Origin of the sequence: Streptomyces sp. NBC_00122 (genome assembly GCF_045160845.1) — a bacterium.
Taxonomy (GTDB): Bacteria; Actinomycetota; Actinomycetes; order Streptomycetales; family Streptomycetaceae; genus Streptomyces.
Window position 1 is genome coordinate 1436754 of record NZ_CP108191.1, and the last position, 26145, is coordinate 1462898.

Genomic DNA, 26145 nt, shown 5'->3' on the forward strand with positions numbered 1-26145 from the left:
CCTATTCCAACCAGACATATCCGGCAAGCCGCCCGGTCGCCCGGTCGCGGCGGTACGAGAAGTGGTCCCGCGACTCCAGTGTGCAGACCGTCGACCGGAGACTGCCGGTCACCCCCGCCTCCGCGAGCTGGGCGTGCACCCCGGCGACCACGTCGACCGCCGGTGTCCCCCAGCTCGTCTCGGCCCGGGCGGCCGGGACCACTTCGGATACCGCGTCCCGCATCTCGGCGGGCACCTCGTAGCACCGCCCGCAGACGGCCGGTCCGGTACGGGCGACGATCCGCCCGGGCTCCGCCCCGAGGGCGACCATCGCCTCGACCGCGGCGGGGACCACCCCCGCGACCAGGCCGGGCCGGCCCGCGTGGGCGGCGCCCGCGACCCCGGCGACGGGGTCGGCCAGCAGGACCGGCGTGCAGTCCGCGGTGAGCACGGCGAGGGCCAGGCCCCGACGGGCGGTCACCACCGCGTCCACCGAGGGGATCCGGGCCTGCGCGTCCCAAGGACCGTCGACCACCGCCACGTCCCGGCCGTGCACCTGGTTCATCCAGACCACCAGGTCCGGTTCGAGCCCCAGGGACCGGGCCGCGCGCGCCCGGTTCGCGAGAACGGCGGCCGGGTCGTCTCCGACCGCGCCGCCGAGGTTGAGCTCTTCGTACGGAACGGCGCTCACCCCGCCCCACCGGTCGGTGAAGGCGAAGTGGGCGCCGCCCACGTGATGCTGCTCCGGTGTCACTTCAAGAAGTCCGGGACATCCAGTTCCTCGGCCGGGCTGTCCTGGTACGGCCGGGCCGTCGGGACCTGCGGCGCGGGGGCCTCGACCGGAACCTCCACCGGGGCCGGGGGGTCCTCGCGGGGGGTGACCGTACCCAGGCCGCCGAAGGCCGGGCGGACCGGCTCGGCCGCGCGGACCGGCGCCGGGGCCGGCTCCTCGCGCTTCGTGGACGCGGCGCCGATGACGTTGTCCCGGCGGGCCGGGGGCTGTCCGCCGTCGAAGCCGGCGGCGATGACGGTGACCCGTACCTCGTCGCCGAGCGCGTCGTCGATGACGGCGCCGAAGATGATGTTCGCCTCGGGGTGCGCGGCCTCGCTCACCAGCTGCGCGGCCTCGTTGATCTCGAAGAGACCGAGGTCCGAGCCGCCGGAGATGGAGAGCAGCACGCCGCGGGCGCCGTCGATGGACGCCTCCAGCAGCGGCGAGGAGATCGCCATCTCGGCCGCGGCCACCGCGCGGTCGTCGCCGCGGGCCGAGCCGATGCCCATCAGGGCCGAGCCCGCCTCGGACATCACGGACTTGACGTCGGCGAAGTCGAGGTTGATCAGACCCGGGGTCGTGATGAGGTCGGTGATGCCCTGGACACCCGAGAGCAGGACCTGGTCGGCCGACTTGAAGGCGTCGAGCACGCTGACCTGGCGGTCCGAGATGGACAGCAGCCGGTCGTTGGGGATGACGATGAGGGTGTCGACCTCTTCGCGGAGCTCGGCGATGCCGTCCTCCGCCTGGTTCGCGCGGCGCCGGCCCTCGAAGGTGAACGGCCGGGTGACCACACCGATCGTCAGGGCGCCGAGCGAGCGCGCGATGTTGGCGACGACGGGTGCGCCGCCGGTGCCGGTGCCGCCGCCTTCGCCGGCGGTGACGAAGACCATGTCGGCCCCCTTGAGGACCTCCTCGATCTCCTCGCGGTGGTCCTCTGCCGCCTTGCGACCGACGGCCGGGTTGGCGCCGGCGCCGAGGCCCCGGGTGAGTTCACGGCCGACGTCGAGCTTGACGTCGGCGTCGCTCATCAACAGCGCCTGGGCGTCCGTGTTGATGGCGATGAACTCGACGCCCTTGAGACCGACCTCGATCATTCGGTTGATGGCATTGACACCACCGCCGCCGACACCGATGACCTTGATGACTGCGAGGTAGTTCTGCGGTGCTGCCACGTCGAAGGCCTCTCGCCTCGATTACGTGTCGTCGCCTCGCGGCCTGCGTTGCGACGACTGATGCCGAAATGGGGACGGTCCGAACGCGCCGACCCGAACCCTCACCCTGAAGTTTAGGGTTAGGGGTATGTCTGTTCCTTGGACTCTTCCGAACAGGACACTAAGTCGACAAGTAGCGCGTGTTCAACGAACACGCCGAACCTCCCGTTTTTCTTTTCACCCTATGTGATCACCCGTATCGCTGGCCAACCAGGGTGCTCCGCTGTTGGACCGGGCGTCAACTCCCGGACAACGCAGGGGCGGTGGGGACGCTCACGTCGAAGTGACCGGCCTTGGGCGCGGCCTTCAGCAAAGCGGTCAGAGCCCGCCCCTTCGCGTCGCTCTGTTCGCCGCTCCCCCACGCCACGGTCCGGCCCCGGGTCAGCTCAAGCACCACCGAATCGTACGAACCCACCTTGACCTGCAGCGTCTCCTTGGCGACCGGTTCCGGGAGGGCGCCGGCGACGAGTACGGCCTCGCGCAGCAGCCGTTCCTCGTCGAAGCGGCGGGCGCTCGGAGACCGCTTCGCGTTCAATTCGAGGACCGGAACGCCCGCGGGTGCTTTCGGAACCGTGTCGAACCGCACACCCGAAGCGTCCACTTCTACGAAGTTGGCGTCCTTTTTGATGAGCAGGACGGGTTTGCGTTCCGTCACTTTCAGCCCGATCCCGTGCGGCCAGGCCCGCACCACATCGACCGAATCGATGCGGGGCAGGCGACCGCGGACGCGGCCTTCGATCTCGTCGGTGTCGACGCTCACCAGGGGGGCGCCGACCGGGACGGCCGCCGCGGCCAGCACCTGCTCGGGAGTGAGCACCTCGGTGCCGGTCGCGGTGACCTTCTCGACGCGGAGCCAGGAGGAGCCGTAGAACGCCCAGGTGCCGCCCGCGGCGAGGAGCACCGCGGCCGCCAGCGAGGCGAGCGCAGGGCCCCGGCGCAGGCGCCTGCCGGGGCCCTGAGGGCCGGATCCCTTCGACGACTTCGGGGGTTTGGACGGCTTGGGAGAGCCGCTGCCCTTGCGGGCGGACGGGCCGGAGCCCTGGTTCCCACGCTGTGCGGTCGTCGCTCCGGCCACTGATGCGCCTCCTGCGTCTTGGCTACCCGCCTCAGCGGGACCGGTGGGCCGCGATCGCCTCGTACACCATGCCGACCAGCAGGTCGTCGGCGTCCCGGCGGCCGAACTCACCTGCGGCCCGGGACATCTCGTACAGACGGTGCGGGTCGGACAGCACCGGGAGGACCTGGCTGAGCACCCACTCGGGCGTCAGTTCCGCGTCGTCCACGAGCAGGCCGCCACCGGCCTTGACCACCGGCTGGGCGTTGAGCCGCTGTTCGCCGTTGCCGATCGGCAGCGGGACGTACGCGGCGGGCAGCCCGACGGCGGAGAGTTCGGCGACGGTCATCGCGCCCGCGCGGCACAGCATCATGTCGGCGGCGGCGTACGCGAGATCCATCCGGTCCACGTACGGTACCGGCACATACGGCGGCATCCCGGGCATGTTGTCGACACGCGGCAGTTCGTTCTTCGGCCCGACGGCGTGCAGGATCTGGATCCCGGAGCGCTGGAGGGTCGGAGCGACCTGCTGGATGACCTCGTTGAGGCGCCGGGCACCCTGCGAGCCGCCGGAGACCAGCAGCGTCGGCAGGTTGGGGTCCAGGCCGAAGGCGGCGCGCGCCTCCGGGCGGACCGCGGCCCGGTCCAGGGTCGAGATCGAGCGCCGCAGCGGGATGCCCACGTAGCGGGCGCCGCGCAGCTTGCTGTCGGGGGTGGAGACCGCGACGGCGTGCGCGTACCGCGAGCCGATCTTGTTGGCCAGTCCCGGCCGGGCGTTGGCCTCGTGGACGATGATTGGCACCCCGAGCCGCTTGGCGGCCAGGTAGCCGGGCAGCGCCACGTAGCCGCCGAAGCCGACGACGCAGTCGGCCTTGGTGCGCAGGAGGATCTCCTCGGCGGCCTTGATCGTGCCGCGCAGCCGCCCGGGGACGGTGATCAGTTCCGGAGTGGGCTTGCGCGGCAGTGGCACTGCGGGGATCAGGCCCAGCTCGTAACCGCGTTCCGGCACGAGGCGGGTCTCAAGTCCGCGCTCGGTGCCGAGGGCGGTGATGCCCACTGAAGGGTCCTGCCTGCGCAGGGCGTCCGCGAGGGCGAGCGCCGGCTCGATGTGGCCGGCGGTCCCCCCACCGGCGAGTACGACATGCACCGAAATTCACCGCTCTCCGGACGGACGCTTCTTGACGCGCCGTCTCATCGACTTCCATCTCACCCCGGTCCGCCTCCAGCCGGTTTTCGGCTGCCGCATCGCGAGGGCCGCGCGCGCCGCCGGCTCCTCACGCGCGAAGGCGATGAGCAGTCCGACCGCGAACATGGTCGGCAGCAGGGCCGACCCCCCGTAGGAGAACAGCGGGAGCGGGACCCCGGCGATCGGCAGCAGGCCGAGCACCGCACCGATGTTGATCACGGCCTGGGCCGTGATCCAGGTGGTCACGCCTCCCGCGGCAAACCGTACGAAGGAGTCCTCCGTGCGTCCGGCCACGCGGATACCCGCATAGCCTAGAGCCGCGAACAGGGCGAGCACCGACAGCGTCCCCGCCAGACCCAGTTCCTCCCCGGTGATGGCGAAGATGAAGTCCGTGTGGGCTTCGGGTAGTTGTCCCCATTTTTCCACACTGGCTCCCAGACCGGAACCGAACCATCCGCCCGAAGCGAGGGCGTAGATCCCGTGCACGGCCTGCCAGCAAAGGTCGTTCTTGCCCGGATCTGTCGCGCCGAGGCACTCCAGCCGGTCCATCCGGTGCGGGCTCGTCTTGATGAGCAGTGCGACGATCACACCAGTGAACGCCAGCACCGCGACGAACAGCCGTGTCGGCGCTCCCGCCAGCCAGAGCAGGCCGAACAGGACGGCGCCTAGGATCATCGCGGTGCCCATGTCACCGCCCAGCATGATCAGCCCGAGCAGCAGGAAGGCCACCGGGACCAGCGGCACCAGCAGGTGCTTCCACTGGCTGAGCAGTCCCTTGTCGCCCTTGCGCGCCAACAGGTCGGCGCCCCACAGGATCAGGGCCAGTTTGCCGAACTCACTGGGCTGCAACATGAACGGACCGCCAAGGGAGATCCAATTCTGGTTGCCGTTGATCGAGACCCCTATCCCGGGGAGCTGGACCAGGACCATCAGGAACAGGGTGCCGGCGAGCACCGGATAGGACAGCGCCCGGTGCAGTTTGACCGGCATCCGGGAGGCGATCAGCATCAGTCCGGTCCCGATCAGGGCCGCCAGGAACTGCTTCTTGAAGAAGTACGCGTCACCCAGGCCGAGCTGGAGCGCCTTGATCATGGAGGCCGAGTAGACCATCACCAGGCCGAGCACGGTGATGAGCAGCGAGCTGCCGAAGATCAGGTAATACGCCGTGAGCGGGCGGTCCCAGGCCTTGCGCAAGTGCGCTTGCGTGCGCCGCAGACCGGCCAGCGGCCCGCGCCCGGCGGGCCGCCGCACACTCGCCGCGGGGCGCTTGCGGCCCTGTGCCTTGACGGCGGACGGCCGCCGCCCCGGCAGCATCTGCTTGGCCGGCATCTGTGATCTTCCCCTCCACTCGTACGAGGCGAGCGGTCGGCCGGAGGACCCGTCGGCCTGTTCGACCTAGGATCTCTCGGCGGCCAGTTCGCGCACCGCGTCCGCGAACGCGTCCCCACGCTTGTTGTAGTTCGCGAACATGTCCATCGAGGCGCAGGCAGGTGCCAGCAGGACCGTGTCGCCGGGCTCGGCGAGCCGGGCCGCTTCCCGAACCGCTGCGAGCATCGCCCCAGTGTCGGTCCGGGCGAGGTCGACGACCGGGACCTCGGGGGCGTGTCGCGCCAGCGCGTCGGCGATCAGCGCCCGGTCGGCGCCGATCAGCACCACGCCGCGCAGCCGCTTCGCCGACTTCCGGACCAGTTCGTCGAAGGTCGCGCCCTTGGCGAGGCCCCCGGCGATCCAGACGACCGGCTCGAAGGCGGCCAGGGAGGCCTCGGCCGCGTGCGTGTTGGTGGCCTTGGAGTCGTCGATGTACGTGACCCCGTGCACCGCCTCCACGTGCGCGACCCGGTGGGCGTCGGGGCGGAAGTCGCGCAGCCCGTCGCGGACCGCGCGCGGCGGGACGCCGAAGGCGCGGGCCAGGGCCGCCGCGGCGAGCGCGTTGGCGATGTTGTGCGGGGCGGGCGGGTTGACGTCCGCGACGTGCGCGAGCTCCTGGGCGTTCTTCTGCCGGTTCTCCACGAAGGCGCGGTCGACGAGGATGCCGTCGACGACGCCGAGCATGGAGGGGCCGGGGGCGCCGAGGGTGAAGCCGATCGCCCGGCAGCCCTCTTCGACGTCGGCGTTCTCGACCAGTTCCTCGGTGGCCGGGTCGGCGACGTTGTAGACGCAGGCCACGGTGTTGCCCTCGTAGATGCGACCCTTGTCGGCGGCGTACGCCTCCATGGAGCCGTGCCAGTCGAGGTGGTCCGGGGCCAGGTTGAGGACGGCCGCCGAGTGGGCGCGCAGCGAGGGCGCCCAGTGCAGCTGATAGCTGGAGAGTTCGACGGCGAGCACGTCGTACGTCTCCTCGCCGAGCACCACGTCGATGATGGGCGTGCCGATGTTGCCGACGGCCGCGGTCCGCAAGCCCGCCGACTTCAGGATCGACGCGAGCATCTGGGTGGTGGTGGTCTTGCCGTTGGTCCCGGTGATCGCCAGCCAGGGGGCCGCACCGGGGCCGCGCAGCTGCCAGGCGATCTCCACGTCCCCGACCACGTCGACGCCGGCCTTCGCGGCGGCCGCGAACAGCGGGCTGTCGGGCTTCCAGCCGGGCGAGGTGACGACGAGGCCGGTGCCTTCGGGGAGGGTTTCCGCGTCGCCGAGGCGTACGGAGATCCCCAGCTCGCCGAGTTCGGCGGCGCGGGCGCGGTGGCCCTCGCTGTCGCCGCCGTCGACGACGGTCACGACGGCGCCGAGGCCGGCCAGGGCGCGGGCGGCGCTGACGCCGCTCACGCCGAGGCCGGCGACGGTGATGTTCATGCCCTGCCAGGAGGTCACTTGTCGGCTGCCCATCCCGCGTAGAAGAGACCGAGACCCACGATCACGCACATGCCCTGGATGATCCAGAAGCGGACCACGACAAGGACTTCGGACCACCCCTTGAGTTCGAAGTGGTGCTGCAGCGGTGCCATCCGGAAGACGCGCTTCCCGGTCAGCTTGAAGGAGCCGACCTGGATGACGACCGACATGGTGATGAGGACGAAGAGGCCGCCGAGCAGGGCGATCAGGAACTCCGTGCGGGAGCAGATCGCCAGACCGGCGAGCGCGCCGCCCAGCGCCAGCGAGCCGGTGTCACCCATGAAGATCTTGGCGGGCGAGGTGTTCCACCACAGGAAGCCGAAGCAGGCGCCCATCAGGGCGGAGGCGACGACCGCGAGGTCCAGCGGGTCGCGCACCTCGAAGCAGGCGCCCGGGTTGGTCAGGTCCTGCGCGTTCACGCAGGACTCCTGGTACTGCCACACGCCGATGAAGGTGTAGGCGCCGAAGACCATCACCGCCGCGCCGGTGGCCAGGCCGTCCAGGCCGTCGGTCAGGTTCACGCCGTTGGACATCGCCAGGATCATGAACAGTGCCCAGACGACGAACAGCACCGGGCCGATCGACCAGCCGAAGTCCGTGACGAACGACAGCCTCGTGGAGGCCGGGGTCAGCCCGCGCGAGTCGGAGAACTGGAGCGCGAGCACCGCGAAGGCGATGCCGACGATCAGCTGTCCGGCCATCTTGGCCTTGGCCCGCAGACCCAGCGAACGCCGCTTGACGATCTTGATGTAGTCGTCCAGGTAACCGACCAGGCCCATTCCCGCCATCAGGAACAGGACCAGCAGACCCGAGAACGTGGGCTCGCTGGAGGTGATCACCTTCGTCAGGGCGTACGCGATGAGCGTGGCCAGGATGAAGGAGATACCGCCCATGGTGGGCGTGCCCTTCTTCCCGGCGTGGCCGCGGGGGCCGTCGTCACGGATGAACTGGCCGTAGCCCTTGCGGGCCAGCAGCTTGATCAGCAGCGGCGTTCCGACAACGGTCAGGAACATGCCGATGACACCGGCGAACAGGATCTGCCTCATCGGTCGGCGACCTCGCCCTCGCGCTCAAGGAGCGCCAGCGCGACCCGCTCCAGGCCGATCGACCTGGAAGCCTTCACCAGCACGACGTCCCCCGGGCGCAGTTCACTGCGCAAAAGGTCCACCGCCGCCTGCGCGTCGGACACGACCACCGACTCCTCACCCCACGAACCCTCGTTATATGCGCCCAGTTGCAGCCAGGACGCTTCCCGGCCCCCGACTGCCACGAGCTTGCTCACGTTGAGCCGGACGGCAAGCCGTCCCACCGCGTCGTGCTCGGCCAGCGATGCGTCACCGAGTTCGGCCATGGGGCCGAGCACCGCCCACGTGCGCCCCCCGTTCGCCCTGGCGGCGCCGCCCATCGCGGCCAGCGCTCGCAGAGCGGCCCGCATGGACTCGGGATTCGCGTTGTAGGCGTCGTTGACGATCGTCACGCCGTCGGCCCGCTCGGTGACCTCCATCCGCCACCGGGACAAGGTGCCCGCTCCGGATAGCGCGGTGGCGATCTCCGAGGTGGACATGCCCAGTACATGGGCCACGGCGGCAGCGGCGAGCGCGTTCGACACGTGGTGCTCACCGTACAGGCGCAAGGTCACATCGCTGCACCCGGTCGGTGTGTGGAGTGTGAAGGCGGGCTGTCCCCCGGGGGTCATCCGTACCTCGGTGGCCCGGATGTCGGCGTCGTCGGCCTCGCCGAACAGGACCGTACGGGCCTTCGTACGGGCGGACATGGCGCGCACGAGCGGGTCGTCGGCGTTGAGGACGGCGACTCCGCCCTCGCTCTCCGCGGGAAGGGCTTCCACCAGTTCGCCCTTGGCCTGCGCGATCTGCTCGCGGCCGCCGAACTCGCCGATGTGGGCGGTCCCGACGTTGAGGACGAGCCCGATGCGCGGCGGGGTCAGGCCGGTGAGGTACGCGATGTGGCCGATCCCGCGGGCCCCCATCTCCAGTACCAGGTGCCGGGTTTCGGCGGTGGCCTTCAGGGCGGTGAGCGGCAGGCCGATCTCGTTGTTGAGGGAGCCCGGGGTCCACACGGTGGGCGCGTGGGCCTGGAGCACCTGCGCGATGAGGTCCTTGGTGGAGGTCTTGCCCGCGGAGCCGGTCAGGGCCACCACGTCGGTGCCGAGGCGCCCGACGACGGCCCGCGCGAGGGCGCCGAGCGCCTTCTCCACGTCGGGGACGACGATGGCGGGTACGCCGACCGGCCGGGCCGCGAGGACGGCCGCGGCTCCGGCGGCGACGGCGCGCCCGGCGTAGTCGTGGCCGTCGACGTGCTCGCCGTCGAAGGCGGCGAACAGGCTGCCGGCCTCGACCTGGCGGGAGTCGATGACGACGGGACCGCTGATCTGCACGGACGGATCCGGTATGTCGTGGGGCCGCCCGCCGGTGATGTCGGCGATCTCGGCGAGGGAGAGGGCGATCACTGGTTCACCTCGGCCTGTCGGGCATTGCGCTGCTGTGTCTCGATGGCCGCGCGGAGCACCTCGCGGTCGTCGAAGGGGCGTACGACGCCCGCGGTGTCCTGGCCCTGCTCGTGGCCCTTGCCCGCCACCAGTACGGTGTCGCCGGGCCGGGCGAGCGCGACGGCGGCGGCGATGGCCGCGGCCCGGTCGGCGTCGACGAGGACGGCGCCGCGTTCGGCGGGCGGTACGGACACCGCGCCCTCGAACATCGCGGCGAGGATCGCGAGGGGGTCCTCGGAGCGCGGGTTGTCGGAGGTCAGGACGGCCACGTCGGCGAAGCGGGCGGCCGCGGCGCCCATCGGGGCGCGCTTGGTGGTGTCGCGGTCGCCGCCGCAGCCGAGCACGATGTGCAGCCTGCCCTCGGTGACCTCGCGCAGGGCGCGCAGGACCGATTCGACGGCGTCGGTCTTGTGCGCGTAGTCGACGACGGCCAGGTACGGCTGTCCGGCGTCGACCCGCTCTAGCCGGCCGGGGACGCCGGGGACCGCGGCGACGCCGTCGGCGGCGGTCTGCGGGTCGAGGCCGGCGGCGGCGAGGGTGACGATCGCGGCGACGGTGTTGGCGACGTTGAACGGGCCGGGCAGCGGCGCGGTCGCGCGTACGCGCTGTCCTTCGGGGCCGACCAGGGTCAGGGTGGAGCTCGCGGGTCCGAACACGACGTCCTCGGCGCGCCAGTCGGCGGCCGGGTCGCCCGCGGCGGAGAAGGTGACGACCGGGATCGGCGCCTCCTTGGCCAGGCGGCGGCCGTACTCGTCGTCGAGGTTGACCACGCCCCGGCGGGCCCGGCGCTCGGTGAAGAGCCCCGCCTTCGCCTGGAAGTAGTCCTCCATGCCCGTGTGGAACTCCATGTGCTCCGGGCTCAGGTTGTTGAAGACCGCGACGTCGAAGACGCAGCCGTCGACGCGGCCGAGCACCAGGGCGTGGCTGGAGACCTCCATGGCGACGGCCTCGACCCCGCGTTCGCGCATGACCGCGAAGAGGGCCTGGAGGTCGGTCGCCTCGGGGGTGGTCCGCTCGGACTTGATGCGCTCGTCGCCGATGCGCATCTCGACGGTGCCGACGAGTCCGGTGGTGCGGCCCGCCGCGCGCAGTCCGCCTTCGACGAGGTACGCCGTGGTGGTCTTGCCTGAGGTGCCGGTGATACCGATCTGGAGCAGGTGCTCGCCCGGACGGCCGTAGATCGTGGCGGCGAGTTCGCCCATCCGGCCGCGCGGGTCGGCGACGGTGAGGACGGGCAGGCCGGTCGCGGCGGCGCGCTCGGCCCCGGCGAGATCGGTCAGCACGGCGGCGGCGCCGAGGGCGGCCGCCTGGGCGGCGAAGTCGGCGCCGTGCGTCCTGGCTCCCGCCAGCGCCGCGTACAGGTCTCCGGGGCGGACCGCACGGGAATCGTGCGTGATGCCGGTGATCTCCGCGGTGCCTGGCGCCGGGACGCCCAGCAGGGTGGCCAGCTCGCCCAGAGGGGTCGGGCGGGCGGACACGGGCCGTGGCGCTCCCGGCGGCACTGCCGGGGCGTCTTTCTGGGCGTTTCTGGGCTGATCAGCGTGGGGCACGGCGGTGAGCGTACCGGGCGCGGCGGGCCGCCCGCGAAGTGAGGGCCCGGCCTCGGTGCCGGTGGCCGTCTGGTTCCCGGGTTTCGGGGTGATCGTTGTCACTGATGGTGCCTCATCGCGTTTCTGGCGGGCCGGCCGGGCTGTGGGTCACTGACCGGGCTGCGGACTGGGCTGCGTGCTCGGCTGCGGGTCGGCCGGCTGGGCGGCCTGCGGGCCGGATTCGTAGGTGACGGGGAGCCCGGCGGGGGCGGTCCCGGTAGGGGCGATCTGGAGGGTCTTCAGGGCGAACTCCATGACCTTCTTGTAGATCGGGCCGCAGATCTGGCCGCCGAAGTAGCTGCCCTTCGTGGGGTTCTGGATGGCGCAGTAGACGGTGACGCGCGGGTTGTCGGCGGGCGCGAACCCGGCGAAGGAGGCCGTGTAGCCCTTGTAGCGGCCGGTGGCCGGATCCACCCGGTTGGAGGTACCGGTCTTGCCGCCGACGCGGTAGCCGGGGATGCGGGCCTTGGTGCCGGTGCCCTCCTGGTCGTCGACCACGGACTCCAGCATCTCGGCGAGGGACCTGGCGGTCTCCTGGCTGACCACGCGGCTGCGTTCGGGTGCCGGGGCCGGGGTGAAGCGGCCGTCGGGGCCCTTGGTGCCGCGGACGAGGGTGGGCTCGATGCGGACCCCGCCGTTGGCGATGGTCGAGTACACGGACGCCGCCTGCATGGCGTTGAGGGACAGGCCCTGGCCGAAAGGAATCGTGTACTGCTGGGAGGTGGACCAGGCTTCGGGCTTCGCGAGGATGCCGCGGGACTCGCCCGGGTAGTTCAGGCCGGTGGGCCGGCCGATGCCGAACTTGGTCAGGTAGGAGTGCAGGACCCTGTTGGCCTCGGGCTGGGTGGCACCGAGCTGGCCGGTGGCCAGGATGGTGCCGATGTTGGAGGACTTGGCGAGGACCCCGTTGAGGGTCAGGTACCAGGTCGGGTGGTCGATGTCGTCCTTGAACAGCCGGTCGCCCCGGTGCAGCCGGTTGGGGACCTCGACGTGGGTTTCCGGGGTGGCCTTCTTCTCCTCCAGTACGGCGGCCATCGACATCACCTTGGCGGTGGAGCCGGGCTCGTACACGTCCTGGAGTGCGGCGTTGCCCATGGCGGCGGAGCGGGCCCGGGTCAGGTCGTTGGGGTCGAAGCCGGGGGCGTTGGCCATCGCCAGCACCTCGCCGGTGCGGGTGTCCTGGACGATGACGTAGCCGCGGTCGGCCTCGGACTTCTGGACCTGCTCGGTGATGGCGCTCTGCGCCGCCCACTGGATGTCGCGGTCGATGGTCAGCTCGATGTCCTCGCCGGGCACGGCGGGCTTCTCGCTGGACCCGGCGGTGGGGACCCGGCGGCCGCCGGACTGGGCGTAGGTGACCTCGCCGTCCTTGCCGGACAACTTCTTGTCGAGGGAGGACTCCAGACCGCCGGCGCCCTTGCCCTCGGCGTTGACGTAGCCCAGTATCCCGGCGGCCAGGTCGCCGCCCGGGTACACGCGCTTGCTGCTGTCCTCGTTGAACACGCCGGCGAGGACGTTGGCACCGGGGCCGTTGTTCTTCTTGTCGGCCGCCGCCTTCTCCGCGAAGACCCGCTTGAGGTCCTTGATCTGGTTCCAGACCTGGGGGGTCTGGCGCTGGGCGAGGACGACGTACCGGGTGTTCTTGGTCTTCAGCCGCCCGGTGAGCTCCTTGGCGTCCTTGCCGAGGATGGGCGCGAGGAGGGCCGCGGCCTGCTCGGGGGCGTCCGGGGCCTTGCTGTCCTGCGGGGTGAACATCTTCGGGTCGGCGGTGATGTCGTACGCGTCGACGCTGGTGGCCAGGGCCACGCCCTTGCGGTCGGTGATCTCCCCGCGCTCGGCGGCCAGCTTGACGCTGGTGTAGCGGTTCTTGGAGGCCTCGGCGGAGAAGGCGGAGGCGTCGACGGCCTGGACCTGGAGCAGGCGCACGACGAAGGCGAGCATGACGAGGGTCAGGCCGACGCCGACGAGGCGCAGCCGGGGGCGGGGGCTGCCGAGCCGGATGGTGTGGGGCCGTCTGGGCGTCGCGGGCCGCCGGGTCGCCGGGCGCGAGGCCGCCGGGCGGGCCGTGGCTCCGCCGCGGGGCCGCCCCGGCCCGGGCACGCGCCGCCGCGGCGGCTCCTGCGGGCTCATGTGCCCGCCGCCGTCGGCCGCACCGCGTTCGAAGGCCGGGTCCGGGCGGGTCCCGGGTGGGGGTCCCTCCCGGACGGAGTCCGGGGGAGGGGGAAGGGCGGGGTGGGGGAAGGCCCCGCAGGGCTGCGCAACGGCACCGCGGCCATCGGCGTCACGACGTCACCTGCCTGGGTTGGGGTTGGGCTGCTGCGGAGGCTGGGGCTGGGGGGCGCCCCCGGGGGCCGCCGCGGCCGAAGGAGCGGCCGAGGGCGGCGGGCTCGCCGGAGCAGGCTGTTCGGCCGCCGCCGCGGAGCCGGCGACCTTGCCGTCCGGGCCGATGAAGACCGGGCTGCCGCCCGGGACCAGGCCCAGCTCCTGCGCCCGCCGCTGCAGCGCGTCGGGTGCCGAGTAGCCGTCCACGTCGCGCTGCAGCGCCTGCTCCTCGTCCGTGAGGGCGGTGGTCTCCTTCTTCAGCTTGCTGAGCTGGAAGGAGCCCTCGTTCAGGGCCGAGTTCAGCAGCAGCAGGCTGATCAGGCCGCCCGCGAGCAGTGCCACGACCAGCAGGACGAACGGCATCCGCGCCGCCTGCCCGCCGGACCCCGGCCGGGCGGGCCGGGCCGGGCGCACGGGGCGGCCGCCGAGTGCCCGGCCGAGGCGGGCCGCCTGCCCGCGGGTCAGCGTGGCGACCTTCCCGGCCTTGGTCACAGCCGCGCCTCCCGGATGCGTTCGACCCCGCGGAACCTCGCCGGGGCGGCCCGCCGGTTCTCGGCGATCTCCTCCTCGGTGGGCAGCTCAGCGCCGCGCGTCAGCAGCTTCAGCTTCGGCTGGTACTTCTCCGGGACCACCGGCAGCCCGGGCGGGGCAGTGGAGGCCGCGCCCGCCGCGAAGACCTGCTTCACGAGGCGGTCCTCCAGCGAGTGGTACGAGAGCACCGCGATCCGGCCGCCGACCGCGATCCGGTCCACGGCCGCCGGAATGGCCCTCTCCAGCCCCGACAGCTCGCCGTTGACCTCGATGCGCAGTGCCTGGAAGGTCCGCTTGGCGGGGTTGCCGCCGGTCCGCTTGGCGGCCTGCGGCAGGGAGTCGCGGATCAGTTCGACCAGCCGGGAGCTGTTGGTGAAGGGTTCCTTCTCCCGCTCCCGGACGATCGCGGACACGATGCGCTTGGCCTGCTTCTCCTCGCCGTACTGGCGCAGGATCCGGACGAGCTCGCCCGGCGCGTAGGTGTTGAGCACCTCGGCGGCGCTGATCCCCGTCGTCTGGTCCATGCGCATGTCCAGCGGCGCGTCCTGCGCGTACGCGAACCCGCGGTCGGCCTCGTCCAGCTGCATGGAGGAGACGCCCAGGTCGAAGAGGATGCCCTGGACGGCCGGGATCCGCAGTCCGTCGAGGACCTCGGCGAGGTCGGCGTAGATCGCGTGGACGAGGGTGGCCCGGTCGCCGAAGGGCGCGAGGCGCTCGCCGGAGAGCCGCAGGGCCGCCTTGTCGCGGTCGAGGCCGATGAGGTGGACCTCGGGGAACCGGGTCAGCAGGGCCTCGCTGTGGCCGCCGAGGCCGAGGGTGCAGTCGACGACGACGGCCCCGGGCCTCTCCAGCGCTGGGGCCAACAGGTCCAGGCACCGCTGGAGCATCACCGGGACATGTCGGGACTCGCTAGTCAAAGCGCCCTCTCAGATAACGGCGCGGCAGGCATACGCCGCGCCGCGCACGCGGAGTGTTACCAAGGGGCCGGGCGGCCGGTCAGGGCCGGGCTCCGGCCGGTTCGCGTCACTTTAGTGCAACGGTCGCCGCGGTCAACGAACCGCCTCGCGCGCCGTGCCCGTCTCTCCCCGTGAACCGGCAAAAGCCCTGAATCACCCGGACGGCCGCCCCCGCCTCACCCCTGTGGGTTAGCTCACAACAAGGCTGGTTGACCTTCTTTGTCCCTCCTCACTCAATGCCCGCACAAGCTGTGACCATTAACGTCGTATGCATGAAGACTTCCGCATCCCTGCCTGCCGACTCCGCGCCCCAGGCTTCCGGCGTCCGTTCCGTCACTGACCGGCTGGTCGAGGCGAACCGGCGGTACGCCGCGGAATTCACCGATCCCGGAATGGACGCCCACCCCGTCCTCCAGGTGGCCGTCGTGGCCTGCATGGACGCCCGTCTCGACCTGCACGCCGCCCTCGGCCTGGAGCTCGGTGACTGTCACACCATCCGCAACGCGGGCGGCGTGGTCACCGACGACACCATCCGGTCGCTCACCATCAGCCAGCGGGCGCTGGGCACCCGCGCGGTGATACTCATCCACCACACGGGCTGCGGCCTCGAAAGCCTGACCGAGGACTTCCGGCACGAGCTGGAGGACGAGGTCGGCCAGCGTCCCGCCTGGGCCGTGGAGGCCTTCCGCGACGTGGACCAGGACGTCCGCCAGTCCATGCAGCGGGTCCGGACGAACCCCTTCCTGCCCCACCGGGACGATGTGCGAGGCTTCGTCTTCGATGTGCACACCGGTCTCCTGCGGGAGATCGATCCCAGCTCTTGAGTGACACAAGGCCGTAACGCCGTCAACAATGCGGGGAGACACCCCCCGGGAACCTCCGGACGCGGTGTCCGTGTTTTCGGGGTGGGCCGGTCATGCGCCAAGGGCGTCGGCCCCGGAATTGGGCCGAGGAGAACCAGGTGACGACGTATGACGACCGAGCGAGCCTCGCGGATCTGACCAGCACGGCGGAGCGGGTGCGCCAGTCGGTCGAGAGCGTGATCGAGGGCAAGCCCGAGGTCGTACGCCTCGCGCTGACCGTGCTGCTCGCCGAGGGGCACCTGCTGATCGAGGACGTCCCCGGCGTCGGCAAGACCATGCTCGCCAAGACGCTCGCCAAGTCGATCGACTGCTCGGTCCAGCGCATCCAGTTCACTCCGGACCTGCTGCCCTCCGACATCACCGGCGTCAGCATCTACGACCAGCAGCGCCGCGAGTTCGAGTTCAAGCCGGGCGCGATCTTCGCGCAGATCGTCATCGGCGACGAGATCAACCGCGCCTCGCCGAAGACCCAGTCCGCGCTGCTGGAGTCGATGGAGGAGCGCCAGGTCACCATCGACGGCACGACGTACACGCTGCCGAGCCCCTTCATGGTCGTCGCCACCCAGAACCCCGTGGAGATGGAGGGCACCTACCCGCTGCCCGAGGCCCAGCGGGACCGCTTCATGGCCCGGGTCTCCGTCGGCTACCCCGGCCCCGAGGCCGAGCTCCAGATGCTCGACGTGCACGGCGGGCTCTCCCCGCTCGACGACCTCACGGCCGTCGCGCACGCCCACGAGATCGTCAAGCTCATAGAGGCCGTCCGCGAGGTGTACGTGGCCGAGCCCGTCAAGCGTTACGTCGTCGACCTGGTGTCCGCCACCCGCAGCCACCCGGACCTGCGCCTCGGCGCCTCGCCCCGGGCCACCCTGCACCTGCTGCGCGCCGTGAAGGCCTCCGCCGCTCTGGCCGGCCGGGACTACGTCCTGCCCGACGACGTCCAGGCGCTGGCCGGACCGGTCCTCGCGCACCGTCTGCTGCCCACCGCCCAGGCCCAGCTGAACCGGCGCACCGCCGAGCAGGTCGTCGGCGAGATCCTGCAGCGCACCCCCGTCCCGGCGGCGCACGCCCGCGGCGAGATGCCGCCCGGCGCCGGCATCCGGGGCTTCTGATGAGCGCCGGTGCCCCGCGCGGCGCCGGCGGCGGGCTGCGCACGTCGCTGTCCGGTCTGACGACCCGCGGCCGGTCCTTCCTGGCCGCCGGGGTCGCCGCCGCGGCATGCGCGTACGTCCTGGGCCAAGGTGAGCTCCTCAGGGTCGGCCTGCTGCTCGCCGTACTGCCGCTGATCTGCGTCTACGCCCTGCACCGCACCCGCCACCGGGTCTCCGGCAGCCGTCGGCTCACCCCGGGGCGGGTCCCCGCGGGCGCCGAGGCACGGGTGCAGCTGCGCATGGACAACACCTCCCGGCTGCCCACCGGCCTCCTGATGCTCCAGGACCGCGTGCCGTACGTCCTCGGCCCGCGCCCCCGGTTCGTGCTGGACCGGGTCGAGCCCGGTGGGCGCCGCGAGGTGTCCTACCGGGTCCGCTCCGACCTCCGCGGCCGCTACCCGCTGGGCCCGCTCCAGCTGCGGCTGACCGACCCCTTCGGGCTGGTCGAGCTGACCCGCTCCTTCAGCACCTACGACACCCTCACCGTCATCCCGCGCACCGAGCCGCTGCCGCCGGTGCGCCTGACGGGCGAATCCTCCGGCTACGGCGACGGCAGCCGCCGCTCGCTGGCCCTGGCCGGCGACGACGACGTCATCCCGCGCACCTACCGGCGCGGCGACGACCTGCGCCGCGTCCACTGGCGCTCCACGGCCCGCTACGGCGAGCTGATGGTCCGCCGCGAGGAGCAGCCGCAGCGCAGCCGCGCCACCGTCCTGCTGGACACCCGCCAGATCGCCTTCGACGGCGCCGGTCCCGACTCCGCCTTCGAATGGGCCGTCTCCGGGGCCGCGTCGGCCCTGGTGCACCTCCTGGAGCAGGGCTTCTCGGTCCGGCTGCTCACGGACACCGGCGACTCGGTGCCCGGTGAGGGCGGCGGCTTCTCCTCCGGCAGGGACGAGTCCGCGGAGGCCGCCGGGCTGATGATGGACACCCTCGCGGTGGTCGGGCACTCGGACGGCGCCGGGCTCTCCCGGGCCTACGACGCGGTGCGCGGCGGCGGCTTCAGCGGATCCGGCGGGGAGGGGCTCCTCATCGCCTTCTTCGGCGACCTGGACGACGTACAGACGGAGCTGGCGGCCAGGATGCGCCAGCGCGCCTCGGGTGCGGTGGCCTTCGTACTGGACTGCGCGACCTGGGGCGGGCAGCCCGCGCCGGGGCAGGCCGTGCCTCCTGTGGAGGAGCGGCTGCGCAGACTCCGCGACGCGGGCTGGACCGCGCTGGCCGCCCCGCCCGGGGTGGCCTTCGCCGAGCTGTGGCGGCACGCCGGGACCACCGCGTTCACCACGGGAACCTCCGGAGGCCGGGCATGAGCGGGCGGGCGAGAGTGACGCTGTTCGCGGCGCTGGCGACGCTGCTCACCTCCTGGTCGCTGGTTCCGCTGGTCGAAACCGCGGGCTGGCTGCTCCAGGCGGCGCTGCTGCTGGGCGTGCAGTGCACCGTGGGTGCCGGGGCCCGGAGGGTGCCGCTGGCACGGTCACTGACCGTGGCCGCGCAGCTCCTGGTGTCCCTGCTGCTGCTCGCGATCCTCTTCGGCGGCAAGGGCGGGTCCACCGGGACCGGGCCGATGGCCTACCTGGTGACGGACTTCGGCGCGCTGTTCCGGCAGGGCGTGCGGGACGTGAGCACGTTCGCGATACCGGCCCCGCTGACGGACGGCATCCGGCTGCTGCTGGTGACCGGGGTGCTGCTGGTCGGGCTGCTGGTGGACCTGCTGGCGGTGACCGTACGGACGGCCGCCGCGGCGGGGCTGCCGCTGCTCGCGCTGTACTCGGTGGCCGCGGGCCTGTCGGGCGGCGGGAACGCCTCCTGGATCTCCTTCCTGCTGGCGGGCTGCGGGTACCTGATGCTGCTGCTGGCCGAGGGCCGTGACCGGCTCGCCCAGTGGGGCCGGGTCTTCGGCGGCGGCGCGCGCGACCGGACCACGGCCGCCTCCGGCCTGGGCGCCGGTGCGGGCGGCCAGGTGACGGCCCCGGTACGGACCGGCCGGCGGATCGGCGCGGTGGCCCTGGGCCTGGCGCTGGTGGTGCCGGCGGCGCTGCCCGCGCTCGGCGGCGGGATGCTGGGCGCGGCGGGCGACGGCGACGGGGCCGGCAGCGGGGCGGGCGGGACGATCTCGGCGGTGAACCCGCTGGTCTCCCTGCAGAGCAGCCTGAACGCGCCGGACAACCGGGTGGTGCTGAAGTACCGGACGGACAGCCCGCAGCAGGGCGACCAGTACCTGCGGATCCTGGCCCTGGACGAGTTCAACGGGGTCAAGTGGGAGGCCTCCGGGCGGACCCTGATCGATGTTCCGGAGCGGATGCCGGATCCGCCCGGCCTCGGCGGCCCGGTCCTGAAGTCCGCGACCGAGGTGCGGACCAGCATCTCGGCGGCGGACAGCTACACCCAGCGCTACCTGCCCATGCCGTACCCGGCGACCTCGGTGGACATCGGCGGGAAGTGGCGGTTCGAGCCGGTCGGCCGGACCCTGGTCGGGGACCAGCTGGGCAAGGACAGGTTCCAGAACGTCCAGGGCGCGATGTACACGGTGCGCAGCCTGCTGCTCAAGCCGACGGCGCAGCAGCTGCAGAAGGCCCCGGAGCCGGACTCGGTCATCAAGGCCGAGTACACGAAGCTGCCGGACAACCTGCCGCCGGTGGTCGCCGACACGGCCCGCTCGGTGACGCAGGGGGCGAAGGACGACTACACGCGGGCGGTGAAGCTCCAGGACTTCTTCGCCGTGAACGGCGGATTCCGCTACAACACGAGGACGGCCTCGGGCACGGGTCCGCAGGCGGTCGCCCGCTTCCTGGCCGACAAGGAGGGCTTCTGCATCCACTTCGCGTTCTCGATGGCTGCCATGTCCCGGTCGCTGGGCATCCCGGCGCGGGTGGCGGTGGGCTTCACCCCGGGTGAGGCGCAGTCGGACGGCAGCGTCAACGTGTCCATGCGGGACGCACACGCCTGGCCGGAGCTGTACTTCGAGGGTGTGGGGTGGACGCGGTTCGAGCCGACGCCCCGGTCGGGCATCACGGTGCCGGACTACTCCCGGCCGCAGGTGCCGGCGGCCCAGCCGTCCGCGCCGACGCCGCTGCCCTCGACGAGTGCGGTGGCACCGTCCGCCGCGCCGTCGAAGTCGGACGACTGCCCGCCGGAGGCGAAGAAGCTCGGCGAGTGCGGTGCGGCCGCGCCGAAGCCGGCCGCGTCCGGTGGCGGCGGGCCGTCGGCGACGGCCGTACTGGGCTGGACGGCGGGCGTGGCGGCGCTGCTCGGCCTGCCGCTGCTGCCCCTGCTGTGGCGGAGCCGGCTGCGGGCCCGGCGGCTGGGAACCGGCGAGGTACCGGCGGCCTGGCGGGAGTTGGGCGACGCCGCGTGGGACGTGGGCGTGGTCCCTGACGAGGCCCTGTCGCCGCGCCGGGCGGCGGGCCGCGTCGTGGAGCTCGGCCGTCTGGAGCCGGAGGCCGCGGGCGCGGTCCATCGGGTCGCGGGTGCGCTGGAACGGGCCCTGTACGCGCCGCCGGGCACGGAGGTCTCGTACCCGGGGCTCGCGGACGACGTCCTGCTGGCCCGTGCGGGCCTGCTGGCCGGCGTCGGCCGGCCCGCCCGACTGCGGTCGCTGCTCCTGCCGCGCTCGGCGGCCCGGCTCTCCTGGGCCCTGATCCGCCGCTGGTCGGCCCTGACCTCGTCGGTCTCCGCCCGCCTGGCCGCACTGCGGCTGCGCCTGCCGCTCCGCGGCCGGGGCTGACGGGGCAGAGCCCCGCCCCGGGCGCACGGCCGGGGTCCGGCACCCGCGGACGCGTGAACGCGGCGAGGCTCGATCCCCCCGAGCCCCGCCGCGTCCGCGTACCGCGTCACGGAAGGAGGTACCCGGTCCGCTCCGCAGCCCCGTGCCGGCGGTGCGGACCGGGTCTCCTGTCCGTTGCTCCCAGTCTGGCGTCCGCGCAGGTGGGAGCCCATCCGTGCGCGTACTCATCTCCGTGCCTAGGTACGGGTACTCAGTCGCCGCGGCGGGCCCCACCAGTTGTACGGGCTGCGCCGCCCCGGCGGCACCGCCGACTGGGGGGTCAGCCGCCCGGCTTCAGCGGTTTCCGCTGACCCGGCCCCGCAGCAGCAGCGACAGCGCCGAGTGCACGTCGTCGAGGGACCGCTCGCTCTGGAAGGACTGCCAGTCCAGGGCCGCCACCAGCACCATGCCGACCATCGCGGCGGCGGTCAGCGGCACGTCGATCTCCGCGCTCAGCTCCCCGCGCTCGACGCCCTCCCGCAGCACCGTCTCGACCACGGCCACCGCCTCCTGCCGGACGACCATCAGCGTGGACTGCCACGCCCGGTTGGTCCGCCACAGCTCGGCGACGTAGAGCTGGGTGAAGGCCGGGTACCGGTCGATGAAGACGAGACCGGCCCGGATCATCGCGTCGAGCGCCTCCACGCGACTGCCGTCCCGCGCCTCGGTCTCCTCCGCCGCCGTCCGCAGCGAGGCGGTCAGCAGCCCGACCCCGTGCCGCAGCAGCTCCTCGAAGAGCTCGTTCTTGCTGGCGAAGTTGTAGTAGACGGTGCCCTTCGCGACGCCCGCGCGCTCGGCGATCTCCTCGACCGTGGTCGCGGAGAACCCCTGCTCGGCGATGAGGGTCACGGCCGCCTCGTAGAGCTTCTGGCGGGTGGCCTGGCGGCGGCCGCCGCTGGTGCCCGTCCCGGGCTTGTGTTCCATGGCGCTGATTCTCACAGGTCAACGGGTCCTTACAGACTCAGTTCCGGGTGGAGCCGGTCCATCGTCCACACCTGCTTGCCGCGGGCGGCCAGCGCGGTGAGGGCGAGGGCGCCCGCAGTGAAGGCCACCAGGACCGCGCAGCCCTGCCAGACGGAGGTCAGGTCGCCGCCCGTGATGAGGTGGCGCAGGCTCTCGACGACGTACGACATCGGCAGGTACGGGTGGATGGCGTTGAAGAAGCCGGGGCTGGTCTGCACGGGGTACGTGCCGCCCGCCGAGGTGAGCTGGAGCATCAGGACGGCGAGGACCAGGATCCGCCCGGCGGCGCCGAACTTGGCGTTGAGCCACTGGACGATCGCCGCGAAGCAGCCGGTGACCAGCAGCAGGAAGCCGATGGTGCGGGCCGGGTGGGCCATCTGCAGGCCGAGGCCCGGGGCCCAGTGGAGCACGGACATGAGCAGGCCGACCTGCGCGGCGCCGATCCCCGCCACGGGCAGCCAGCCCGCGAGGGCGATCCGCCAGGGCGAGGCGCCCGCGGCCAGAGCCCGCTTGTTGAGCGGGGCGATGAGCATGTAGGCGACCATCGCGCCGACCCAGAGGGAGAGCGGGATGAAGTAGGGGGCGAAGCCGGTGCCGTAGTTGGGCGCCTTGTGCAGGGACTGGTTGGCGAGCCGGACCGGGTCGGCCATGACCTCGGTACGGGCATCGCGCTGCTGCTGGTCGTAGTCGGGGATCTGGCCGGCGCCCTTGTGGAGGCCGTCGGCGAGGTCGCGGTTGCCGTCGACCAGCATGTACATGCCGCCGTCGAGGCTGTGGGCGCCGTCGCCGAGCTTGCCGACGCCTTCGTTGATGGCGCCGGAGCCGTCGGTGGCGGTGCCGAGGCCGGTGTGCAGCTGGGCCATGCCGGTGGCGACCTGGTGGGCGCCGGCGTTGAGGGCGTTGACCTGGGCGACGGCCGCGTCGAGGTCGGAGGCGAGGCCGGGGGCCCTGTCGACGAGCTTGCGGGCCTTGTTCTCCAGGTCGGTCAGCTGGGTGCGGAGCTTGGCGACGTCGCCGTTCGCGTTCTTGACGAGGGTGTTGACGTCGCCGGTGAGTTCGGCGGCCTCGGCGGCGTCGTCCTTGACCTTCTTCAGGTCGGGGCAGGAGGCCAGGTGCGGTTCCTTGCCCGGGGTGACGCAGTGCTTGGTGTAGTACGCGTCCGCGCCGGTCGAGGCCTTCTTGGCGGCGGAGGCGGCGGCCGGGGCCTTGTCGGCGAAGGTGTCGAGGTGGTTCTTGACCACCTTTGCGGTGTCGGCGACCAGCTCGGCGGTGTCCGCCAGGTTCTTGGGGTCCTGGACGAACGGGCGGGCCTTGTCGGCGGCGCCGTTGACCTTGTCGGCGAGCCGCTGGGTACCGGCCGCGACGTCCTTGGAGCCGGTTTCCAGCTTGGACGCGCCCGAGTTGAGCTTCTTCAGGCCGCTGTTGAGCTCGCCGGTCTTCTCCTCGGCCGTGTCGAGGCCGTCGGCGAGTTCCTTGGCGCCCTGCTGGGCCTTGCCCGCGCCGTCCTTGAGCTTGTCGGCGCCGTCGGCGGCCTCGGCGGTCTTGTCGTGCAGGTCGGAGAAGCTGACGAAGATCTTGTCGAGGAATCCGCGCGAAGCGTTGGTGGACGCCGCCGAGCGGACCTCGGAGAAGACGGTGCGCGAGATCGAGCCGACGATGTAGTTGTTCGCGTCGTTGGTGCGCACCTGGAGGGCCCCGGTGGTGGGGTCCTCGCCGGAGCTGGAGGCGATCTTCTCGCTGAAGTCGGCGGGCATGGTGAGGGACAGGTAGTACGTCCCGTTCTCCAGTCCCTTCGCGGCCTCCTCGGCGCTGACCTCGCGCCAGTCGAAGGTCTTGCTGTCGTGGAGCTTCTTGGTGATCGCGCCGCCCGCGTCGAGGCGCTCGCCGCCCACGCTCGTGCCCTTGTCGGCGTTGACGAGGGCGACGGGCACCTTGTCGAGGCGGCTGTACGGGTCCCAGAAGGACCAGAGGTACAGGGCTCCGTAGAGCAGCGGCAGCAGGAGGAGCGCCACGAGAGCGGCCCGGGGCAGCTTCCCCCGCCCGAACCGCTTCAGCTCAAGCGCGGCCAGCTTCGGCGAGCGCATCGTCCGCCCCCTTCGTTTCTTCGGTCTCGTTCTCGGTGTCGTTCTCGGCGTCGTTCTCGGTGTCCGCGTCGGCGGCCGGGGCTGCGTCCGCGGCCGGGTCCGCGCCTGCGTCCGGCGCGGCCGGTTCCTGCGGGCCGGTCCGCACGACGACGGCGTCGTCGGGGGCCTCGCTGCACACCGCGAGGACGGTGGTCCCGGCGGCGGCGATCGAGCGCAGCAGCGCCCAGGCCTCCGTGCGCTCGGTGTCGGAGAGCTTCAGGTCGAGGTCGTCCAGGGCCAGCAGCCGCGGCGAGCCCAGCAGCGCGATGGCCACGGACAGCCGTACGGACTCCAGGCGTTCCAGGTCCCGTACGGAGGTGCGCGGCCCCTTGGGCAGCGTGGTGAGGTCCAGCCCGGCGGTGTCCAGGGCTGCCTCGATCCGGGCCCGGGCATCGGCCCGGCGCTCGGCCGGGGAACGCAGCAGGGCGCGGACCGGGCCGTCGTAGTGGCGGTGGAGCAGGGCGCCCTCGCGCAGCTGTTCGGCGACGGTGAGGGCCTGGTCGAGGTCGGTGACCCCGGCGACCGGTCCGAGGGCGGCTACCCGGCGGACGGCCGTCATGTGCTTCGGCAGCCGGTGGCCGCCGACCTCGGCGTGGCCCGCGGTGGGCTTCATGCGTCCGGTGAGGGCCAGGAGCAGACAGGTCCGGCCGGTGCCGGAGGGGCCTTCGACCGCGATGAGCGAGCCGGGCGCCGCGTCGATGCCGACTCCCCGGAAGGCCCAGCCGCGCGGGCCCTTGAGTCCGAAGTCCTCGGCTTTGACGGCCGCGCCGTGCGGGCTGTCCACGCCGTCCCCCTTCTTTTGAACTGACCAGTCAGTTCAAAAACTACCACCTTCCTGCCCACCGGGTGCCCAGTCGGGGGCAGTTGTCCCGGGAACGACCGAAAAGCCGCAGGTCAGAGCAATTGTCAGTGGCGCCCGTCACGATGGTGGGAACGCATCGACAGGAGGTTCGTCATGGCCACACCGTCCCCGTCCCCTGTCCACCCCGTCCTGCGGCGATCAGCAGCTCCCCCGGCCGCCCTCGACCTGCTCGCCAAGGCCCACACCGGCCTGGCCGAGGCCGCCCGGCTGACCCGGCCCAACGAGCGGTACGCCACCGCCCACCTCGCCGCGCTGCGCACCGCCGCGGCCGTGCTCGCCGCGCGAGGGCGGCCCGAGCCGGTCCACCCGCGGCGGCGGCCGCGGATCCGCAGCGCGTGGGAGGTGCTGCCGGAGATAGCGCCGGAGCTGACCGAGTGGAGCGCGCTCTTCGCCTCCGGCGCCGCCCGCCGGGCCCGGGCCGAGGCGGGCATAGCCGATGCGGCGACCGTCCGGGACGCGGACGATCTGGTGCGCGCCGTCGCGATGTTCCTGCGCCTGGTGGAGCGGATGCTCGCGATCCAGCCGCCGCAGCAGACGCTGCCGCAGGCCGTGCCGATCCCGCGTCCGGAGCGTCCGGACGCGGGATGAGCTGCCCCGCGGCGGGAGGCAATAGGGTGGGGCGGGGTGGGGCACTGACCGCTCCGCCTTCCCAAACCGCGCCGAGGAGCCATCAGCCGTGTCGGACACTTCCCGCCCCCGCGCCTCCCTTCGCACCGCCGTGGTGTGGGAGGTCCTCAAGGAGGCGCTCGACCGCCGGGTGAAGGCGACCGGGCGGGATGTGCTGGACGTGCTGGACACCGGTGGCGGCACCGGCAAGTTCGCCGTGCCGGTGGCCCGCCTGGGCCACCGGGTCACCGTCGTCGACCCCAGCCCGAACGCGCTGTTCGGGCTGGAGCGCCGGGTGGCCGAGGCCGGCGTCGCCGACCTGGTGCGCGGCGTACAGGGCGACGCCCAGGGCCTGTTGGAAGTCGTCGAGCGGGACGCGTACGACGCGGTGCTCTGCCACGGCGTGCTGGAGTACGTGGACGACCCGGCGGAGGGCGTGGCCAACGCGGTGGCGGCCCTGCGCCCCGGCGGCACGCTCAGCCTGCTGGCCGCCGGCCTCGGCGGGGCCGTGCTCGCACGGGCCCTGGCCGGGCACTTCACGGAGGCCCGTACCGCCCTCACCGACCCGGCCGGCCGCTGGGGATCCGGCGACCCGGTGCCGCGCCGCTTCACCGCCGAGCAGCTCTCCGAGCTGGTCGGCGGGGCCGGGCTCGCGGTCGGCGCCGTCCACGGCGTGCGGATCTTCGCCGACCTCGTTCCAGGGGTCCTGGTGGACACCGAGCCGGGCGCGGTGGAGGCGCTGCTGCGTCTGGAGGAGGCCGCCGCGGAGCTGCCCGCCTTCCACGCCGTGGCCACACAGCTGCACGTGCTGGGTGAGAAGCAGTCCTGATCTGCGATCTTCCGCGCACGGAGTTTCCACACACCCTCCGAACCAGCAGT

Annotated in this window: 21 protein-coding genes; 6 read left to right on the forward strand and 15 right to left on the reverse strand. The window is 72.4% G+C overall.

What is annotated here, in order from left to right:
• Window position 1 precedes the first annotated feature (1 nt).
• From pgeF to rsmH, 12 genes are all read right to left on the reverse strand, one after another.
• A complete protein-coding gene (gene pgeF, locus OG737_RS06815) occupies window positions 2-712 on the reverse strand; it encodes a peptidoglycan editing factor PgeF (protein WP_405921288.1) in 711 nt (236 codons plus the stop codon).
• A 17-nt stretch (window positions 713-729) separates the two neighbouring features.
• The gene (gene ftsZ, locus OG737_RS06820; protein ID WP_328925231.1) at window positions 730-1926 is read right to left on the reverse strand and encodes a cell division protein FtsZ; all 1197 of its coding nucleotides are present in this window, start codon (window positions 1924-1926) and stop codon (window positions 730-732) included.
• A gap of 277 nt (window positions 1927-2203) precedes the next feature.
• A complete protein-coding gene (locus OG737_RS06825) occupies window positions 2204-3040 on the reverse strand; it encodes a cell division protein FtsQ/DivIB (protein WP_405680043.1) in 837 nt (278 codons plus the stop codon).
• A 31-nt stretch (window positions 3041-3071) separates the two neighbouring features.
• Window positions 3072-4166, reverse strand: a complete 1095-nt coding sequence (murG, locus tag OG737_RS06830) for an undecaprenyldiphospho-muramoylpentapeptide beta-N-acetylglucosaminyltransferase (RefSeq protein WP_328925232.1) — start codon at window positions 4164-4166, stop codon at window positions 3072-3074.
• A gap of 6 nt (window positions 4167-4172) precedes the next feature.
• Window positions 4173-5534: a putative lipid II flippase FtsW gene (ftsW, locus tag OG737_RS06835; protein WP_328925233.1), complete on the reverse strand. Its 1362-nt coding sequence runs from the start codon at window positions 5532-5534 to the stop codon at window positions 4173-4175.
• Between the two features lie 66 nt (window positions 5535-5600).
• Complete coding sequence (gene murD / locus OG737_RS06840; protein ID WP_328925234.1) at window positions 5601-7028, reverse strand: UDP-N-acetylmuramoyl-L-alanine--D-glutamate ligase; 1428 nt, start codon at window positions 7026-7028, stop codon at window positions 5601-5603.
• Window positions 7010-8080, reverse strand: coding sequence for a phospho-N-acetylmuramoyl-pentapeptide-transferase (gene mraY, locus OG737_RS06845; protein ID WP_328925235.1), 1071 nt, complete (start codon window positions 8078-8080; stop codon window positions 7010-7012). Before mraY ends, murD begins: the two co-directional genes overlap by 19 nt.
• Window positions 8077-9501: a UDP-N-acetylmuramoyl-tripeptide--D-alanyl-D-alanine ligase gene (gene murF / locus OG737_RS06850; protein ID WP_328925236.1), complete on the reverse strand. Its 1425-nt coding sequence runs from the start codon at window positions 9499-9501 to the stop codon at window positions 8077-8079. The genes mraY and murF overlap by 4 nt, the downstream gene beginning before the upstream one ends.
• The gene (locus tag OG737_RS06855) at window positions 9498-11192 is read right to left on the reverse strand and encodes a UDP-N-acetylmuramoyl-L-alanyl-D-glutamate--2,6-diaminopimelate ligase (protein WP_405921289.1); all 1695 of its coding nucleotides are present in this window, start codon (window positions 11190-11192) and stop codon (window positions 9498-9500) included. Before OG737_RS06855 ends, murF begins: the two co-directional genes overlap by 4 nt.
• A gap of 45 nt (window positions 11193-11237) precedes the next feature.
• Window positions 11238-13259 carry a penicillin-binding protein 2 gene (locus OG737_RS06860; RefSeq protein WP_328925238.1) on the reverse strand — a complete coding sequence of 674 codons (2022 nt, stop codon included), beginning with the start codon at window positions 13257-13259 and terminating at the stop codon, window positions 11238-11240.
• Window positions 13260-13418: 159 nt separating this feature from the next.
• A complete protein-coding gene (locus tag OG737_RS06865; protein ID WP_405921290.1) occupies window positions 13419-13943 on the reverse strand; it encodes a hypothetical protein in 525 nt (174 codons plus the stop codon).
• Complete coding sequence (gene rsmH / locus OG737_RS06870) at window positions 13940-14869, reverse strand: 16S rRNA (cytosine(1402)-N(4))-methyltransferase RsmH (protein WP_405922403.1); 930 nt, start codon at window positions 14867-14869, stop codon at window positions 13940-13942. Before rsmH ends, OG737_RS06865 begins: the two co-directional genes overlap by 4 nt.
• A gap of 341 nt (window positions 14870-15210) precedes the next feature.
• On the opposite strand from rsmH, the gene OG737_RS06875 reads away from it, so the two are divergent.
• The 4 genes from OG737_RS06875 (at window position 15211) to OG737_RS06890 (ending at window position 20673) form a co-directional block, all read left to right on the forward strand.
• Window positions 15211-15762, forward strand: a complete 552-nt coding sequence (locus OG737_RS06875; RefSeq protein ID WP_328925240.1) for a carbonic anhydrase — start codon at window positions 15211-15213, stop codon at window positions 15760-15762.
• Between the two features lie 137 nt (window positions 15763-15899).
• Window positions 15900-16910, forward strand: coding sequence for an AAA family ATPase (locus OG737_RS06880; protein WP_376682048.1), 1011 nt, complete (start codon window positions 15900-15902; stop codon window positions 16908-16910).
• Window positions 16910-18259: a DUF58 domain-containing protein gene (locus OG737_RS06885; protein ID WP_328925242.1), complete on the forward strand. Its 1350-nt coding sequence runs from the start codon at window positions 16910-16912 to the stop codon at window positions 18257-18259. Before OG737_RS06880 ends, OG737_RS06885 begins: the two co-directional genes overlap by 1 nt.
• A complete protein-coding gene (locus OG737_RS06890) occupies window positions 18256-20673 on the forward strand; it encodes a transglutaminaseTgpA domain-containing protein (protein ID WP_405921291.1) in 2418 nt (805 codons plus the stop codon). Before OG737_RS06885 ends, OG737_RS06890 begins: the two co-directional genes overlap by 4 nt.
• 333 nt (window positions 20674-21006) lie before the next feature.
• Here OG737_RS06890 and OG737_RS06895 read toward each other — a convergent pair whose 3' ends face one another.
• Genes OG737_RS06895 through OG737_RS06905 form a run of 3 tightly spaced genes read right to left on the reverse strand, consistent with a single transcriptional unit; the run spans window position 21007 to window position 24582 of the window.
• A complete protein-coding gene (locus tag OG737_RS06895; RefSeq protein WP_405921292.1) occupies window positions 21007-21636 on the reverse strand; it encodes a TetR/AcrR family transcriptional regulator in 630 nt (209 codons plus the stop codon).
• Between the two features lie 29 nt (window positions 21637-21665).
• Window positions 21666-23759: a YhgE/Pip family protein gene (locus OG737_RS06900; RefSeq protein WP_405921293.1), complete on the reverse strand. Its 2094-nt coding sequence runs from the start codon at window positions 23757-23759 to the stop codon at window positions 21666-21668.
• On the reverse strand, window positions 23731-24582 hold the full coding sequence (locus tag OG737_RS06905) for an ATP-binding cassette domain-containing protein (protein WP_405921294.1): 852 nt from the start codon (window positions 24580-24582) through the stop codon (window positions 23731-23733). The genes OG737_RS06900 and OG737_RS06905 overlap by 29 nt, the downstream gene beginning before the upstream one ends.
• Window positions 24583-24753: 171 nt before the next feature.
• On the opposite strand from OG737_RS06905, the gene OG737_RS06910 reads away from it, so the two are divergent.
• Window positions 24754-25248, forward strand: a complete 495-nt coding sequence (locus OG737_RS06910; RefSeq protein ID WP_328925247.1) for an SAV_6107 family HEPN domain-containing protein — start codon at window positions 24754-24756, stop codon at window positions 25246-25248.
• Between the two features lie 88 nt (window positions 25249-25336).
• On the forward strand, window positions 25337-26095 hold the full coding sequence (locus OG737_RS06915) for a methyltransferase (RefSeq protein WP_328925248.1): 759 nt from the start codon (window positions 25337-25339) through the stop codon (window positions 26093-26095).
• Window positions 26096-26145 lie beyond the last annotated feature (50 nt).

What these genes read in the sequence shown, in the direction of transcription:
- OG737_RS06890 (WP_405921291.1), top strand. Translation starts at nt 18,256, where the DNA reads ATGAGCGGGCGGGCGAGAGTGACGCTGTTCGCGGCGCTGGCGACGCTG.
- rsmH (WP_405922403.1), bottom strand. Translation starts at nt 14,869, where the DNA reads ATGCTCCAGCGGTGCCTGGACCTGTTGGCCCCAGCGCTGGAGAGGCCC.
- OG737_RS06885 (WP_328925242.1), top strand. Translation starts at nt 16,910, where the DNA reads ATGAGCGCCGGTGCCCCGCGCGGCGCCGGCGGCGGGCTGCGCACGTCG.
- OG737_RS06895 (WP_405921292.1), bottom strand. Translation starts at nt 21,636, where the DNA reads ATGGAACACAAGCCCGGGACGGGCACCAGCGGCGGCCGCCGCCAGGCC.
- OG737_RS06860 (WP_328925238.1), bottom strand. Translation starts at nt 13,259, where the DNA reads ATGAGCCCGCAGGAGCCGCCGCGGCGGCGCGTGCCCGGGCCGGGGCGG.
- OG737_RS06910 (WP_328925247.1), top strand. Translation starts at nt 24,754, where the DNA reads ATGGCCACACCGTCCCCGTCCCCTGTCCACCCCGTCCTGCGGCGATCA.
- murD (WP_328925234.1), bottom strand. Translation starts at nt 7,028, where the DNA reads ATGGGCAGCCGACAAGTGACCTCCTGGCAGGGCATGAACATCACCGTC.
- OG737_RS06900 (WP_405921293.1), bottom strand. Translation starts at nt 23,759, where the DNA reads ATGCGCTCGCCGAAGCTGGCCGCGCTTGAGCTGAAGCGGTTCGGGCGG.
- ftsW (WP_328925233.1), bottom strand. Translation starts at nt 5,534, where the DNA reads ATGCCGGCCAAGCAGATGCTGCCGGGGCGGCGGCCGTCCGCCGTCAAG.
- OG737_RS06875 (WP_328925240.1), top strand. Translation starts at nt 15,211, where the DNA reads ATGAAGACTTCCGCATCCCTGCCTGCCGACTCCGCGCCCCAGGCTTCC.
- mraY (WP_328925235.1), bottom strand. Translation starts at nt 8,080, where the DNA reads ATGAGGCAGATCCTGTTCGCCGGTGTCATCGGCATGTTCCTGACCGTT.